The following is a 16,072-nucleotide window of genomic DNA, read 5'->3' as shown; positions in this document are numbered from 1 at the left end:
CAGAGTCGCCAATAAGCTATATCGTGTCGGCAACAATCATCATCCCGCCGACCATGACCGACATCGAGCGCTACGTCCGCGCCGCCACCCGCGACAACACCCGGCGCAGCTACCAGACCGCCATCGAGCACTTCGAGGCCCATTGGGGCGGGTTCCTGCCCGCCACTGCCGACAGCATCGCCCGCTACCTGGCCGATCATGCCGAACAGCACGCGGTCAGCACGCTGCGCCAACGCCTTGCAGCCTTGAGCCAATGGCACATCAGCCAGGGCTTTCCCGACCCGACCAAGGCGCCCCTGGTGCGCCAGGTGTTACGGGGCATCCGCACCTTGCACCCGACACCGCCGAGACAGGCTGCGCCCCTGTTGTTGCAGCACCTGCAAACGGCTGTCGAGCATTTCGAAGAAGAAGCCAGTCAGGCCCGCGAGCACCAGGACCTGGCGGCTCTGCGCCGCGCTCGGCGCGACACCGCGTTGTTGCTTATCGGTTTCTGGCGGGGGTTTCGCGGCGATGAATTGGCGCGTCTGCGTATCGAACATATCCAGGCCGAAGCGGGTGTCGGCATCACCTTGTTCCTGCCGCGCAGCAAGGGCGACCGGGAAGCGCTCGGTGTGCAACATCGCACTCCCGCGCTCAAGGCTCTGTGCCCGGTCACGGCCTACCTGCAATGGCTGGAAGTGGCCGGCATCGCCCACGGCCCGGTGTTTCGCAAGCTTGACCGCTGGGGCAATCTGAGTGATACGCCGCTCAACAGCAACAGCCTGGTCGGCCTGTTGCGGCGCATGCTCGAACGCGCTGGCGTACCTGCAGCGCTGTACACCGGCCACTCCCTGCGCCGCGGCTTTGCCACCTGGGCCACGGCCAACGGCTGGGAATTGAAGTCGCTGATGAGCTACGTGGGCTGGAAGGACGCCAAGTCGGCGCTTCGCTACATCGACGCCGCGCAGCGCTTTGGCGAGCTGGCCGTGCTACCAGCCCGCCAGGTGCAAGCGCTTATTCCTTGAAGGCGAACCGTTCGATGCCGCCTACTTCCGGGCGAATCGCATACACATCGCCGGCATCCGGGTAGTGCCGCAGTTCTGTCGGCGACATGCCCACGCGCGCCGTGGTGATGAACAGCGTACCCAAGCCATCCCCGCCGAAACAACAACTGGTCGGACGTGGCACCGGCATCACCACCTGGTCGGTCAGATGCCCGTCGCGGTCATAACGCAGCAGGCAGCTGCCATTGAACTGGCAGACCCACAGCCCACCTTCACGGTCCAGCGCAATCCCGTCCGGGCGTCCCAGCTCGGCAGGCGTTTCGGCGAACAGGCTGACCTGGTCCAGGCGCCCTTCTGCCAAGTACTCGGCGCGATAGATCGAGCGGGCAACGGAATCGACGAAGAACACGGTCTGGCCATCTTCCGACCAGGCGATGCCGTTGGGCAAGGACAAACCGTCGTGGATCACCTCATCGTGCAACTCGCCATCGAAGCGGAACAAGGCGCCGGTATTGCCGCTCGGGCCTTCGTCCATCAGCCCGCTGACGAAGCGGCCTTTCGGGTCGCAGGCGCCGTCGTTGAAACGGTAGCTCGAACGGTGGTGCACGGGCACCGAGTACTGCCGCACCTTGCCTGGCCCGACATCGAGCAGGGCCACGCTGGCGTCCTCGGTGAAGATCAGGTTGCCCTGGTCGGTCAGGGCCAGGGCACCGATTCGCGCCGCTGATTCATACAGGTTCTCTACCTCGCCATCAGGCAGCAACCGGTGAATGCGCCCGCCAGTGATATCGACGAAATACAACGCGCCCGTGTGCGCGTCCCACACCGGGCTTTCGCCCAGGTCGGCACGGATATTGGCGACCTTGATTGGCACGTAGTGACATTCCTTGATGCGGCTCCAACGCTCGGCCACTTCAGCCAGGCTGGATGCCTCCACCCGCGCCAGATCGCGGGGGTAGCTGACCCCGCTGTTCTCGCTGAAACGCGTGGCGGTGAATTGGCCATTGCTGGCACGCAGGATGTAACCGGTATCCCGGCACAGCGCGCTGGCCAGGTACAGCACGCCCGGTGTTACCCATTCGGGTTTGAGTTCTTCAGGGGGCTGGGTCACTCCCCACATGCGGGTCTTGGCCACCGGCGAAATCGCGTTGACCAGAATGCCATGCTCCAGCCCTTCCATGCTGAGCGCGTTCATGATGCCTACCTGGGCCATCTTGCCGGCCGAATAGGCGACCAGGCCCGGCTGGGCGTAACGCTGATACATCGCACGGTCCGAGGTGGTCAGGACGATGCGCGGGGCGGAGGAAGCCTTGAGGTGTTTCCAGGCATGCTTGGCGAGCCACACCGGGGCATGCACGCTGATACCCAGGGCGCGCTCAAGAAACGCCTGTTCCTGGGTCTCGATGCCCTGGTAGTCGACCCAACCGGCGTTATGGATCAGGATATCCAGCGCACCGAAATGTGCGATGGCCAGCTCCACCAGTTGGCGACATTCTTCTTCGTTTTCCAGCTGGCCGACATGGGCGACCACTGCATAACCCTTGGCCTTCAAGGCCATGAGGGCTTCGCTGACCGCATCCGGGTCATGCCCTTCGCCCGAGCGATCGGTCCCCAGATCACTGATGACTAGCCGCGCACCACGTGCCGCCAGCGCCATGGCGTAATCCAGGCCCAGGCCCTGAGCCGCGCCGGTGACGATGGCAACTTTATCTTTGAATGGGTCTGTGGTCGGCATTGAAGCCCCCTTCCGAATCTCCTTTTTTTACGATAACAATAAAAAAATCAATGACTTAATATTAAAAGCATGCAACTTTGATATCTCGGAGATATCACCTGAGACCTGCCGCCCATCGACGTGCCCCAGCCCCCGAGTGATGTCCTGCAAAAACATGATCGCAGCACAGGCTTTGTCGCTGCGAAGCCACGCACTATGATGGCCGCCTTGCAGGGTCGGCCGGCGGAGAACGCCTTCCTGGCGCCCGTTCGACTCGATGAAGGAACGTAAGCATGATCGAGACACGTTTGCTCAGGCAGTTCATTGCCGTGGCCGAGGAGCTGCACTTTCACAAGGCAGCCATCCGCCTGCACATGGCGCAGCCGCCCCTGAGCCAAGCGATCAACCGACTCGAAGAGAAGCTGGGCTTCAGCCTGTTCCTGCGCAACAAGCGCGGCGTCAAGCTGACCGCCGCCGGCATGGCGTTCCTGGAAACCGCCTACCGCACGCTCAAGGAGCTGGAACAAGGCATCGAGTACGCACGCAACGTCTCCGAAGGCATCTGCGGCAAGCTGACCATCACTGCGATTTCCATCGCCTACTACGAGTCGCTGCTCAATACCCTGAAGAAATTTCGCGAAATCTACCCGAACGTGCGGCTGACGATCCGCGAGATGCCCTCGGCATCCCAAGCCAAGGCTTTGATGGCCGGTGAAGCGGACATCGGTTTCATGCGCAAGTTACCGATGCCGCCGGACACCATCGAATCACGGCTGCTGCTCAACGAACAGATCGTCATGGCGCTGCCCAGCAGCCACGCCAAAGCCCATCAGGCGGTGGTCGACCTGCGTGATTTCGCCGAAGAGGACTTCGTCTTCACCCCGCAAGCACTGGGCAGTGGTTACCACAGCCAGCTGATCGCCCTGTGCGAATCGGCCGGTTTCTATCCCAAGGTGGTCCAGGAAGCGGCGCAGATCCATACCTTGATTGGCCTGGTCGCCTGTGGCTTCGGCGTCGCGCTGGTACCAGAATCGATCGCCTACTCGACGCTGCGCGACCGCGTGCAGTTCCGCCCGATCCGACCGATCAAGGATCAGCCCACGCCAACCATGGGCCTGTACATGAACTGGAACCTGCAGAACGCCTCTCCCGCCCTGGGCAGTTTCATTTCCATGCTCGACCTGGGCGCGCCCAAGCGCTTTGCCGACACCATCCAGAACCCGGTGATTCTGGATGGCAGCGACAAACGCGAATTACACCGTTAAGCGGTATTCACGCAGCCAGGTATCGAGCGCCAGGGCGGTTTCCAGGTTGTTGCGTCGCAGCTGCGAATTGAAAAAGCCCTCGGGTTGATGCAGCTCGGCGGCCAGGCGACCGCGGTCGATGACCTGGAACACCGGGCTGCCCGACTCGGCCAGCAATCGCCTGATGCGCTCGCGCAGAAACCGTTCGTAGGCCAGGTTGGCCGACGTCGGGTAAGGGCTCTTGCGCCGCTGCAGCACTGCCGGTGGCAGGAGGTCGGCGCAGGCTTGCTTGAGCAGCCACTTTTCCTGACCGTCCTTGCCCTTGATTGCCCACGGCACGTTGTACACGTACTCGACCAGTTCGTGGTCGGTGAACGGCACCCGTACCTCCAGGCTGGCAGCCATGCTCAGGCGGTCCTTGCGGTCGAGCAGGATCGGCAGCCAGCGCTGCAGGTGCATGTGGCAGAGCTCGCGCATGCGCCGCTCTTGCGGGCTGTCTCCCAGCAGATGCTCGACGCTGTCTAGCGCCTGGTAGTAGCAGCTGTCCTGGTAATCGGCAAAGTTGCACAGGCGATTGAACTCGGGGTTGACCAGCTCGGGCTGCAGCAATTGCATGCGCGACAGCCACGGGAAGCGCGGCGCGGCAATGGCCTGTGGATCACGGAACCAGGCATAGCCACCAAACACCTCGTCCGCCGCCTCGCCGGAGATAGCCACGGTGGAGTGCTCGCGGATGGCCTTGAACAGCAGGTACAGCGAAGTGTCCACATCACCGAACGTGGCCGCCGAGTCATTGGCTCGGTACACCGCCCTGCGCGCAAGGTCGCCGACCAGCTCGCGGTTGTCGATGAGGATGGTCTGGTGATGGCTGCCGATGTACTCGGCAGCCGCCAGGGCGTAAGGCTGGTCGCGCTCCGGGCGAAATTCGTCGCTCTGGAACTGTTCGGCCTGGCCGACGAAGTCGACCGAGAACGAATTGACCGTGCCCTGCTGCTGCGCCATGGCGGTGAGGATGGTCGAATCCAGCCCGCCAGAAAGCAGCGAGCAAACCGGCACATCGGCATACAGCTGTTCGCCCAGCGCCTGGCCCAGTAGCTCACGGGTGCGCGCCACGGTAGTGGGCAGGTCGTCCTGATGCTCGCGCCGCTGTATCTGCCAGTAACGGCTAAGTTTTGGTTGCCCATTCGGGCGCCAGGACAGTCGATGCCCAGGCGGGAGTTCGTCAACCCCGCGCAAGGCCGTCCGTACGGTGCCGCGAGACAGGCTCAGGGCATCCACCAGGCCAACCACATCCAGTGCGCTGGCGAACTCCGGGTGCGCCAGGATCGCTTTGATTTCCGACCCGAACAGCAGGCCTTGCTGGTGGCGGGCGTAGTACAGCGGCTTGACCCCAAGGCGGTCACGTACCAGCAGGAAGTGGCCGTCGCGCCCGTCGAAGACGGCGAAGGCAAACATGCCGCTCAAGTGCTCGCAGCACTGCTCGCCCCATTCCAGATAGGCATGCAGCACCACTTCGGTGTCACTGCGGGTATGGAACTGGTGCCCCGCCTTCTGCAGCTGCTCGCGCAGCGCGTTGTGGTTGTAGACCTCACCGGTGTAGATCAGCGCGATCTCCTCGCCGCTGGCACAACGGAAGGTCATCGGCTGCACGCCGCCGCTGAGGTCGATGATCGCCAGCCGCCGGTGGCCCAACAGGGCATTACGGTGCTGCCAGCTGCCGCTGGCGTCTGGCCCGCGCAGGGCCAGGGTATCGGTCATGGCGCCGAGGGCCGGGGTGGCCTGGGCCAAGTCGCGGGTGTAGTCCACCCAGCCTGTGATTCCGCACATGCTGCGCTCCTTACACCTGAAGACGGCGGGTTGGCAGCAGGCCAGTCACAGCCTGCACGCGTTTGGCGATATCCAGCAGTTGCCGCTCGCTGTCGCGCCGGCCCATGATCTGCACGGCCAGCGGTGCCTTGCCGTCCGCACTCAGGCAAATGGGCACGGTGATGGCCGGCAGGCCACTGAAGCTGGCCAGTGGGGTGAAGCTGATCTTCTGGTCATATCCAGGCTCGGCCGGCGACGGGATGGTCGAATCACCTGGCTGCGGGTTACGCCGGTCGAAGGGCCGGTTGGGGTCCATGGGGAATACCACGAAGTCCACCTTGGCGTTGTCGAACCAGGCGTCGATACCGGCGCGGATGTTGTCCATGCGCTGGTGGATGCGCTGGTAGTCGATGTCGCTGACGCCCTCGCCCACCTTCAGTGCACTGAGCGTCGACCAGTGCAGCTCGCAGTCGAAGCGACGCGCCCAGGCCGACGATGCCAACCACGCATCACGCGCGCACAGTTGCCAGGCATCGCCACGGCAGGCCCACAGATCGGGCATGGCGACTTCAGCCGGGGCCATGTCAAGGTCTGCCAGTGCGCTGCGCGCCTGGCCCAGCATATCCAGCATCGCCGGGCTGGTCAGTGCTGGGTCCAGGGCGTGCTCCAGTACAGCGAGCCGATAGTGGTCCTTCAGCGGTTGTTGCTGACCAAGCAGCGGCTCCAGGCCCAGCAGCGGGAACAGCAGGTCGAGGTCGTCGGCGCTGCGGGTTACCCAGCCCAGCGCATCCATGCGCGGGGATAGCGGGAACACCCCGGCCAGGCTCGCGGCCTTCTGGGTCATGCGCAGGCCGACCATGCCGCAGTGCGACGCGGGCCAGCGTACTGAACCCAGGACATCCGTGCCCAGGGAAATGTCGCACAGGCCCGCTGCCACCGACACCGCCGAACCGGTGCTGGAGCCAGAGGGGTCGATGGTCGGGAAATGCGGGTTGCGGCAACCCGCGCCAAACGCGATGTTCAGCTCAGTGGTGGCGACCTTGCTGGTCAACGCGATACGCGGGTCGAGGAATGTCAGCGCCTCGGCGCTGCGCTGCGGGTAATGGCGATAGCTGCGCAGGCCCAGACGGGTCGGCAGGCCGGCCACGTCGACGGTGTCCTTGACGCCCAGGCGGAACCACGGTGCTTCGACTTCGCGGGTGCTGGTCAGGCAACGGTAGTGACTGTCGGCGTGCACCGACCATTGGTCGTACTGGACGGCCCAGTCCGCTGCCAGCGCAGGGTTGCGCTGCAGCAGTTCATGGCGTTTACGCAGGCTGAGGCCGAGGTACTCGGGTTGCTCGCGGCCACTGCTGGCGTCGGCGCCACAGCCATTGAGGTACTGGGTAATGGTGTCCTGGGTATTAGCGTGGGTCATGGCTGTATTCCTTGACAGATGTGATGGCCGCCCACGGCAAGGGTTTGCCGGTGGCGGATAAAGGCAGTTCGGCGAGCCGACGGACCGCGACGGGCCGTGGATGGCTCGGCGGCAGTTGCTGAAGTACTTGCAGTACTGCCCGTTCGCTGAGCGTGGCGGAGCTGAACAGCACCTCGTACGCTTCGCCACGCAGGGCATCGCGCACTGCCACGCAGGCCAGCGTCGGGCATTGCAGGCGGTGTTGGAGTTCGCATGCCAGGTGCGCCAAGTCGAGGCGCTGACCATTGACTTTGATCAGGCTGCTGGCCCGGCCCAGCCACTGGAACCGTCGTGCATCCGATGCCAGCACCAGGTCGTCGCAGCAGTGACTGGCCGCAGGCTCTGCCTGGTCTGGCTCACGGGCGATGCGCGGGCTGGCCACTTCGAGGGCGCATGGCTGGCCCAGGTTGCTGAGCAGCGTGACATCGTCGAGCAGCGTCCAGACCTGCTCCGGGCTGCTGTTCGCATCCAGTTCGCGGTAGGCCAGGGCACCGGTTTCGGTCGAGCCCAACAGCTCGACGAAGCGTACTTGCGGGCCAGCATGGCGCCGCACGATCGCCAACGCGTCCGGCGGCAACAGGGAAGCGCTGTGCACCACCAGCACCGCACGTCGCGTGGCCAATCGCGCCAACAGCGCAGGCAGTACTCGCCAGGTACTGGCGATGGCGAGGATCACGCACGGCCCTTCACCGTCGAGTATGGGCAGCTGCTGCTGCTCCAGCGAACACACCTGAAGGCGCGCGCCCAAGACCCGAGCACCGACTTCGCCGAGGATCATGCCGTAGCTGTGGCTGGCCGGTGCGAACGCGAAGATCTCGCGCGCATCGGGTGCCCAGCGCTTCAGAATCAAGGCGGCCTCGCGCTCCATCTGCGCCATGCTGCGCAGCCACAGCCTGGGTGCACCGGTGGAGCCGGAGGTGGAGAATGCGTGCTCGGCGCTCACTCGGCGGCCTGCAGGGTCAGTTGGTCTTCCAGTTTCTGGCTGACGAATCGCTCCATCTTCTCCAGGGTTTCGAACCAGAAGCGCACATCGTCGCTGAGGTAATCCACTTCGATATCGAAGCAGCCCTCGATGGCGGTGATCACTTCAACCGCCATGAGGCTGTCGAAACGTTCACCGATAAAGTCGCGGAAGCTGTCGCCCTTGTCGATGGAGTCGACCTCTTCGCCTAATAGCTGGCCGAGGGTCTGACGAATGCGCTGTTCAATGCTGAGGTCGTTCACGAGCCGGTGTTTCCTTGTGGATGGGCAGCGTTGGTCAATTCTGCGTCGGCGCTGAAGAACACGTGCTCGGGCAGGATCGGGTCGAATTGCAAATAGATGAAGGCGTGCGGGTAAAGCGTGCGCAGGCAGCCATGCAGCCCGTTGGCCAAGGCCTGATGGGCCAGCCGGTCGCGCGCCGCCGACAAGGTGATGCGCACATGGAACTGCGTCGGCACGCCCTCGCGGTCGGCAATCGGCATCGGCATGCCGGCGCGGAATACGCAAGCCTCGGCCAGCGGGTGGAAGAACACCATGCAGTGGGCGGTATCGGCACCAAGGCTTTTCAGCTGGCGGGTGAAGGCCAGGGCCAGGCGCTTGCGCTCCGGCAGGTGCAGCGGTGCGCAGGAAATGGTCAGGGTTGGCATGGGGAATCCTTACGACAACTGAAGGCTAGGCAGCTGCTTACGTTGGCCTTTGGCAAAGGCTTCGAGCAGTCGACCGAGGCACACGGACAGCGCGTCTACCCCCTGCAAAAACAAGGGCGACCAGGCATGGCCTGCGTCACTGCGCACCTTGTCGAGGAAGAAACGCAGGTGTGCCACGTCCACGGGCAAACCCAGTTCGGCAGCCAGTGCCACCGCCTGGTAGGTGCTGAGTAGGTCGGGTATGCGTTGCCCCTGGTTGGCGAAGCCGCCCTGACGCACCTTGTGCGCAGCGAGTAATCGCTCGGCGGCTTCGGCTACGTCATGGCCGATATAGGCGAGGCAAGCCAGTGCCTGTAGGCCGGCGCGCAACGAGGCTTCACCGCGCGGAAACGACGCGTGGCCTTGCGGCTGCCGACAGCTCATCACGTAGCCTTCGATGGCGGCCAGGTCTACGTCACTTGCATCGCCCAATTGGCGCAAGATCGATATCGCCGAGGCTGTGGACACCATGTCCGATCCGCGCCCTTCCCAGAAGCCGAAGCCACCGTCCGGGTTCTGCAGCGAAGCCAGCCAACGGCCGATCGCTTGACGCGGCGCGGGCTGCTTGGTGAATGCACCGGCCGCCAGGCCCCAATTGGTGCAGCGTACTTCCGCCCCACGACCCGGCATGTACATGATCCCCGGCTCGTTGGGCATCTGGCAGCCTTCGATCCAGTGCACGGCAGCGTCACGCTCTTGCGGCGCAAGGCCGCCGCCCAGCACCGCGGCCGCGCTGGTGAGCACATCGGCAGCGGTGTCGGCATGGCGGTAGGTGTATCCCCCCTGGGGCAGCGACAATGTCGCAATGAATGCTGCCACGCCATCCGCCAGACGGGCCACCGACTCACCCAAGGCCTTGAGCGAGCCCACGGCGCAGAATGCGGCCCAGACATCTTCCCCGTCGTAACCCGACCAGCGCACGAAGGCACCGGTTGGCCCGCGCAAGCTGTCGATCCACGAGACGCAGCGCTGTTGCCCCAGCGGTTGCGCCTGCAATGCCGCGAGGCTGGCCGTAGCCCGATAGGTTGCCCACAGGCACGGTACCTGCGCCGCTTCGCTGAAGCGGAAACCACCACAATCCATCTGCTGCGCCTGCAGCCAGCCGATCAGGCGCGGCAGGTCCCATTGCGGCGCGGGCAAACCCTGGCGGGCCAATGCGCGCGCTGCCATCACCCCGTAGAAGCAGGCGCGCGTATCCGCAAGGTTGCGTTGAGCAAAATCGGCTGACCAGCTCAAACCACCGTTGGCACACTGCAATCCTTCGAGCCAGGCATACAGGGGCGCGGTGTCGTTCACCTGACCCTGGCAGACCTCGATCAAGGTGCGCAGCGCGTAGTGGCTGGCCCACACGTCGGCCGTCTGGCCTGGACACATGGCGTAGGCATCGCCGTCGAACAGGGTATGAATCCAGCCAGCTGTCTCATCACGACGTTCGACCACAACGCCCAGGTCGTTCAGCGTCTCGGTGCAGTAGAACGTCGCCCAGGCGTCGGATGGCATGCCCTTGCTCCAGGCAAAGCCACCATCGCGATTTCGCCGACTCAGGATGTAGCTTTGCAAGGCTGGGGCGTCGACCTGGTCAAGCCGTTCTGCCCAGGCCAGGGTACGAATCGCTGCATAGGTGCACCACAAATCCGGCTGGCCATTACCCAGGCCCTGCCCTTGCGGAAAACGCGGCGGCATCATGGCTGGCCACCGACAAAGCGCAGGTTGGTCTTCTTCCAGCTCTTTTGCGATGCGCCGCTCTTGTTCAACGCCGACAGGTTGTTGACGAACAGCACACGGCTCCAGCGCAGGCCCATGTGTTGCTCGGAACGCAACTGCAGTTGTGCCTGCAGAGACGCCTCCTGGCTGACGTCCCAACCGACATCGCGCTCGAGGATCAGCGCAGCGCTGTCGTTCAGTCGGTCCACTTCGATGACATAACCGGTGGCATCGCAGGCGCCATACACGACCTCCTCGACCGCACGAATGTCCAGGCCGACCCCGCCCACGACTATACTGTCGCTGTCGCGCCCATTGATCACCAGGCTCGGGCTAACCCGGCCCGGCGCCCACGGCCCAGTGATGGTCACGCTGTCGCCGGTGTCCAGGCGCAGCAACGGGCGGGCATACAGGTTGAGTGGCGTGACGACCAGCCGGCCGGTCAGACCTTGCGCGGGGGTTACCAGCCTGCCATCGGGCAACAGCAGCTCGAAGTAATGGGTGGCGGTGGCCAGGCGCATCTGTTTGTCATCACCCACCGCTGCCAAGGTGCCGGTTTCGGTGCTGCCATAACTGGCATCGAACACCTCGCAATCCCACCCGCGCGCCAGGCGCTCACGAAACGGCTGGGTGTTGACCTCGCCCAACAGCATGATCGAGCGCACCGACTCGGCGAACGTATGCAGCAATTCGCGCTGTTTCAGGTAGCGCGTCAGTTGCACCAGTACGCCAGGGGCGATGAACAACACCGTAGGACGGTAGGTATCGAAGGTCTTGCAGACGCGTTCCCAATCGGTAATACCCGTGGTGAACGGGTAAAGACGCACGTGGGAAACGTCCAGGTACTCACAGACATTGGCAATCAGGTCGCCAACCGGAACGATGTCCGATGGCATCAGGTTGGCCACCCGCGCACCAGGGTGCAGCACGGCACGCCACTGGCTGGCGACGCTGACAGCGTTCCAGATGATGTCCTCTTTCAAGCGAGGCGTCGGCGTCGGCTCGCCGGTTGTGCCGGTCGTAGTGTAGTACTTGGCCGCTTCACCGAGTTCCACCGTGCAGAACTTCAGCGGTTGGCTTTTAAGCAAAGTTTTGAGGGTGGTCGGCAACTGCTTGAAGGCAGTGAAGCTGTACGCTCCTATATTGGCGTAGTGGGCGCTGTGTTGCGCTCGCGTCCAAACCGCCTGCAACTTTCGCTCATAAAATTCGGCGGCGGGGATATTCCCCTCCTGCTGCTGAAGCTCGCGTTCCGCGTCCTTCAGCACGCCGTAATCCTGATCCTTGTGAACTAACATCGACTCGCCCTCTCGAATAAGCAGCGCAGAGAATTGGCGAGTGCTCGGCCTAAGTAAAATACTTATTTGAAACTGCCGGTGATAGTTGCAAAGTATTACCCCGCAACTTCAGGCGGCAAAAGCTGATTAACAGGTAGGAATTTTCTGCTTGTAATGCGCTATTCGCCCCGTAAATTCGGCGAGATATCAGACAAAGATATTTATTGTATTTCCCAAGCCGTGTTCGGCCTGCGCACTATCGCCACCACCTGCTCCCAAGGCAGGTCGAGCGATGTACCTCTCAGGAGACACACCATGCTGACCCCTACCGCCGCCGTGGCGGATGCCCAGGCCACCTGGACGATTGATTCATGGCGAAGTCGTCCCGCCCTTCAACAACCGTGCTATGACGACCCGCAAGCTTTGCGCCTGGCCCTCGATACGCTGGCCCAGCGGCCGCCCTTGGTGCTTGCGGAGCGGATACTGCAGCTCAAGGCCTTGCTCGCCGATGCCCAGCAAGGCCGCCGATTTGTGCTGCAACTGGGTGACTGTGCCGAACGTTTCGATCACAACGACCTGGCGCAAAGCGCACGCCAGGTCGCGCTGCTGCAACAGATGAGTCAAGTGCTGATGCATGGCCTGCAGCTTCCGATCGTGCAGGTCGGCCGCCTCGCCGGGCAGTACGCAAAGCCACGCTCCAGTGATACGGAACAGCGTAACGGCATGACGCTTCCGGTATATCGCGGTGATATCGTCAACCATCACGATTTCAGCCCAGAGGCGCGTCGGGCTGACCCGCAGCGTTTGTTGCAGGCTCATGCCCACTCGGCATCGACCCTTGAACACCTGTACAAGCTCCAGGCCGAGGGCATCGACAACCTGTTGCTTGCCGAACATTGGCCCTTGGGCTGGCTTGACCCGGCCCAAGACTCCGAACGACTTCGTGCACTGCTGGCGGAGGTACAGGGCACACTGCGTTTCATGCGTACCTTGGCTGGCTCTGAGCCGGGGGATTTCCTGCACCGAGAGATGTACATTTCCCACGAAGCGTTGCTGCTTGAGTATGAGCAAGCGTTAACCCACCAACAGAGCGACGGCTGTTGGTTCAACCTGGCTACCCACCTGCCCTGGATCGGCTTGCGCACTGCGCAACTGCACGGTGCCCACGTGGAGTACCTGCGCGGCCTGGCCAACCCTCTGGCGGTGAAGGTGGGCGCCGACACCGATCCTGAGCAATTGCAGCGGTTGATTAAACGGCTAAACCCCACCAATGAACCCGGTCGTTTGACCCTGATCCACCGCATGGGCGCCGACCGCCTACAGACCCATCTGGGCCCACTGATCGAAACGGTGAAAGCGGCCGGTGCGCAGGTGCTGTGGCTGTGCGACCCGATGCACGGCAATACCCGCACGCTACCCTGTGGCACCAAGACCCGCGTCTTCGACGACATCCTCGAAGAGATCGCCAGCGCCTTCGCCGTGCATGCGCGCCACGGTTCTGCGTTGGGTGGCTTGCACCTGGAAGCCAGTGGCGATGATGTCAGTGAATGCCTGGGAGGCGCAGTGGGCCTGCAACCGGCGGATCTGAGCCGACGCTATCTGAGCCAGGTCGACCCGCGGCTCAATCGCGACCAGGCCATGGAACTGGCACTGCGCGTCAGCCTCGATGCCAGCGCCTGGCGACAGCGGGCTTGAACAGATAAGGAAATCTTTGTACCCATGCCAATCGTCATCTCTATATTCTCCCTGTGTACCTTCACCTTCGGCCTGTCGGAGTTCGTGGTGGCAGGGCTGGTCTCAGCCATGGCCGAAGACCTCGGCACCTCCACCACCGCTGTCGGCTCAGCGATTGCCACCTATGCACTCGGTGCGGCCATTGGCGCGCCGCTGCTGACGGCGCTGTTGCTCACCTGGCGCGATCGCACGTCACTGGTGCTGACCTTGGCCGTGCTGGCCGTCGGCAGCCTGGCGTTCGCCTGGGTCGAGCAGCTGTCGGCCCTGAACATTGTGCGCTTCGTGATCGGCCTGGCCCATGGCGTATTCATGGCAGTCGCCGCCGACGTGGCGGTAAAACTGGTCGATCCGCCACGCGCGGGCCGAGCGTTGTCGCGGGTCTGGCTGGGGCTGACCCTGGCTTTAGCCTTGGGTGTTCCGCTAGGAACGTTGCTCGGCAGCCTGTGGTCGTGGCGGGCAATCTTCGTCGCCCTGGGCGTCTTGGGTCTGCTCAGTCTGCTCGGGCTGCTGCGTCTGATGCCTCGGCAAAAGGCACCACCACCGCCTGTTGAAGGCCGCTTGGCGGGCCTGGCGGCGTTGATGCAGGGGCCATTGCTGGTGACCGCAGGCATGGCCATGCTGGTCAGCATCGCCACCTTTTCTTTCCTGACCTACGTCTCGCCCTTTCTGCTGCAAGTGACCCAGGGTGGCGTGCAGTTGCTAAGCCTGGCGATGCTGATGTTCGGCGCAGCAACCATCCTCGGCAACCTGCTTGGTGGCGCTTGCGCGGACCGATTTGCGGTAGGTCGCTGTTTGAACGTTGCCCTGGTGGTGCTGGCAGCCGATCTGGGCCTGCTTTACCTTGGGCGCGAACAGCCGTGGGCAGTTGTACTGCTGACTGGGGGGCTTGGGGGGGTGTTTTTTGCCATCGTGACCTTGTCGACACTGCGCCTACTTGGCCTTGCCAAGCAGTTGGCACCGCATGCCACGGGCGTGGCATCGGGCTTGAGCATTGCGGCGTTCAACCTTGGGACCGCGCTGGGCGGTGGGATTGGAGGTTTGATGATCGAGCGGATTGGTTTGGTTTACTTGCCACTGGCTGGAGCTGCGGCTGCGCTGCTTGCACTGGGGTTGATAGCCCGCGAGCGCGCCGCGAACCCTGTAGGAGCAGCTTTAGCCGCGAAGCAAGCGACGCGGTGAATGGCACCAGCTTCGCCGGTGTTCGCTGCTGAAGCCGCTCCCACAGAGGACGCCTGCTGGATTCAAGATTGTCGAGCACACCGCCAGACCCGGGCAATATCCCCGGCGCGAGCCTGCAGCAACTGTGCGGCATCGGCGCACGCCTGCTCCAGCGTCATCGGCCCGCTGGTCACTGCAAACGCGGCATCGATACCGTGCGCATACAGTTGCTGATACCCCTCACCCAAGGTGCCCGCCAGCACCACCACCGGCACGCCATGGCGCTTGGCGATCCGCGCCACGCCCATCGGCGTCTTGCCCCGCAGGGTCTGGGCATCGAAGCGCCCTTCACCGGTGATCACCAGGTCGGCGCCTTGCACCAGCGCGTCCAGGCCGGCCAGCTCGGCCACCACCTCGACCCCGGGACGGAACTGCGCGCCCATGAAGGCCTTGGCCGCGAAGCCCATACCGCCGGCAGCGCCACTGCCCGGCTGTTCGCGTACATCGTTACCCAGAAGCTGCGCACAGAGATCGGCAAAATGGCCCAACGCCTGGTCCAGTGCCTGTACCTGTGCGGGGCTGGCGCCCTTTTGCGGGCCGAAGACCGCCGAGGCGCCGTGGGGCCCACACAACGGGTTGTCGACGTCGGCGGCGACTTCGACCTGCACTTCGGCCAAACGTGGGTCCAGCTCGCTGGCATCGATGCGTGCCAGCCTGGCCAAGGCCAGTCCGCCCTCTTCCAGGGGCTGGCCGTCGGCATCCAGCAAGCGCAGGCCAAGGGCTCGCAACATCCCGCTGCCGCCATCGTTGGTGGCGCTGCCACCAATGGCCAGAACAATGCGCTGCGCCCCGGCGGCGAGTGCCGCAGCGATCAGCTCTCCGGTGCCCCAGGTGCTGCTGCGGCAGGCATCGCGCCGGGCGCTGGCCACCAGTTGAATGCCGCTGGCCTGAGCCATCTCGATGATTGCCGTGCGGCTGTCCGCCAACCAGCCCCAACCGGCCTCGACGCTCAGCCCAAGCGGCCCGCGAACCGTCATGCGACGCAGTTCACCTTGGCTGGCGGCGACGATCGCTTCCATGGTGCCTTCACCGCCATCGGCCATGGGGCACTCGACCAGTTCGGCAGCCGGCAAGGCTTCGGCAATGCCGGCCGCGATAGCGCGGGCGACACCGGCAGCATCGAGGCTGTCCTTGAACGAGTCGGGGGCGATGACGATCTTCATGGGGATTCTCCTGTCCAGATGAGCGGCATGCTGACAGCTGTGCAAGGCAAGGGCCTCGGTCGGATGCACAAAAGCGCCCAGGCATTGTTTGGGCAAATGCCTTTGCGGA

General features: G+C 63.7%; 13 protein-coding genes and 1 pseudogene. 4 read left to right on the top strand and 10 right to left on the bottom strand.

Annotation, left to right across the window (positions count from 1 at the left end; all coding sequences use genetic code 11):
- Window positions 1–23 precede the first annotated feature (23 nt).
- A complete protein-coding gene (locus ACIQUF_RS03725; protein WP_403128582.1) occupies window positions 24–1,004 on the top strand; it encodes a site-specific integrase in 981 nt (326 codons plus the stop codon).
- Here ACIQUF_RS03725 and ACIQUF_RS03720 read toward each other — a convergent pair.
- Entirely contained in the window at window positions 994–2,103 is a 1,110-nt protein-coding gene (locus tag ACIQUF_RS03720) for an SMP-30/gluconolactonase/LRE family protein (RefSeq protein ID WP_403128888.1), read from the bottom strand. The two genes, ACIQUF_RS03725 and ACIQUF_RS03720, sit on opposite strands and share 11 nt — an antisense overlap.
- A pseudogene (locus ACIQUF_RS03715) lies at window positions 2,098–2,718 on the bottom strand (SDR family NAD(P)-dependent oxidoreductase); the annotation flags it as partial. The pseudogene ACIQUF_RS03715 and the gene ACIQUF_RS03720, both read right to left, overlap by 6 nt.
- 272 nt (window positions 2,719–2,990) lie before the next feature.
- Between ACIQUF_RS03715 and ACIQUF_RS03710 the strand changes: the two are divergent.
- The gene (locus tag ACIQUF_RS03710) at window positions 2,991–3,962 is read left to right on the top strand and encodes a LysR family transcriptional regulator (RefSeq protein ID WP_403128579.1); all 972 of its coding nucleotides are present in this window, start codon (window positions 2,991–2,993) and stop codon (window positions 3,960–3,962) included.
- Here ACIQUF_RS03710 and asnB read toward each other — a convergent pair.
- The 7 genes from asnB to ACIQUF_RS03675 are packed head-to-tail and all read right to left on the bottom strand — an operon-like array spanning window position 3,951 to window position 11,869.
- Complete coding sequence (gene asnB, locus ACIQUF_RS03705) at window positions 3,951–5,768, bottom strand: asparagine synthase (glutamine-hydrolyzing) (protein WP_403128577.1); 1,818 nt, start codon at window positions 5,766–5,768, stop codon at window positions 3,951–3,953. The two genes, ACIQUF_RS03710 and asnB, sit on opposite strands and share 12 nt — an antisense overlap.
- Before the next feature lie 10 nt (window positions 5,769–5,778).
- The gene (locus tag ACIQUF_RS03700; RefSeq protein WP_403128574.1) at window positions 5,779–7,164 is read right to left on the bottom strand and encodes an amidase family protein; all 1,386 of its coding nucleotides are present in this window, start codon (window positions 7,162–7,164) and stop codon (window positions 5,779–5,781) included.
- Entirely contained in the window at window positions 7,151–8,146 is a 996-nt protein-coding gene (locus ACIQUF_RS03695) for an AMP-binding protein (protein ID WP_403128572.1), read from the bottom strand. The genes ACIQUF_RS03700 and ACIQUF_RS03695 overlap by 14 nt, the downstream gene beginning before the upstream one ends.
- Complete coding sequence (locus ACIQUF_RS03690; protein WP_403128569.1) at window positions 8,143–8,427, bottom strand: acyl carrier protein; 285 nt, start codon at window positions 8,425–8,427, stop codon at window positions 8,143–8,145. Before ACIQUF_RS03690 ends, ACIQUF_RS03695 begins: the two co-directional genes overlap by 4 nt.
- Window positions 8,424–8,831, bottom strand: coding sequence for a hypothetical protein (locus ACIQUF_RS03685; protein WP_403128567.1), 408 nt, complete (start codon window positions 8,829–8,831; stop codon window positions 8,424–8,426). Before ACIQUF_RS03685 ends, ACIQUF_RS03690 begins: the two co-directional genes overlap by 4 nt.
- A gap of 9 nt (window positions 8,832–8,840) precedes the next feature.
- The gene (locus tag ACIQUF_RS03680; RefSeq protein ID WP_403128564.1) at window positions 8,841–10,556 is read right to left on the bottom strand and encodes a prenyltransferase/squalene oxidase repeat-containing protein; all 1,716 of its coding nucleotides are present in this window, start codon (window positions 10,554–10,556) and stop codon (window positions 8,841–8,843) included.
- Window positions 10,553–11,869, bottom strand: coding sequence for a phenylacetate--CoA ligase family protein (locus ACIQUF_RS03675; protein WP_403128561.1), 1,317 nt, complete (start codon window positions 11,867–11,869; stop codon window positions 10,553–10,555). Before ACIQUF_RS03675 ends, ACIQUF_RS03680 begins: the two co-directional genes overlap by 4 nt.
- 294 nt (window positions 11,870–12,163) lie before the next feature.
- Between ACIQUF_RS03675 and ACIQUF_RS03670 the strand changes: the two genes are divergently transcribed.
- Together ACIQUF_RS03670 and ACIQUF_RS03665 are read left to right on the top strand one after the other, a co-directional pair.
- A complete protein-coding gene (locus ACIQUF_RS03670; RefSeq protein ID WP_403128558.1) occupies window positions 12,164–13,543 on the top strand; it encodes a 3-deoxy-7-phosphoheptulonate synthase class II in 1,380 nt (459 codons plus the stop codon).
- Window positions 13,544–13,567: 24 nt separating this feature from the next.
- Entirely contained in the window at window positions 13,568–14,761 is a 1,194-nt protein-coding gene (locus ACIQUF_RS03665) for an MFS transporter (RefSeq protein WP_403128555.1), read from the top strand.
- Between the two features lie 62 nt (window positions 14,762–14,823).
- Here ACIQUF_RS03665 and ACIQUF_RS03660 read toward each other — a convergent pair whose 3' ends face one another.
- Window positions 14,824–15,963: a glycerate kinase gene (locus tag ACIQUF_RS03660; protein WP_403128552.1), complete on the bottom strand. Its 1,140-nt coding sequence runs from the start codon at window positions 15,961–15,963 to the stop codon at window positions 14,824–14,826.
- Window positions 15,964–16,072: the final 109 nt, after the last annotated feature.

Origin of the sequence: Pseudomonas sp. NPDC090233, from assembly GCF_044772285.1 — a bacterium.
Lineage (GTDB): Bacteria > Pseudomonadota > Gammaproteobacteria > Pseudomonadales > Pseudomonadaceae > Aquipseudomonas.
Note: the sequence above shows the minus strand (reverse complement) of the source record. Positions and strands in the feature narration are given on the sequence as shown.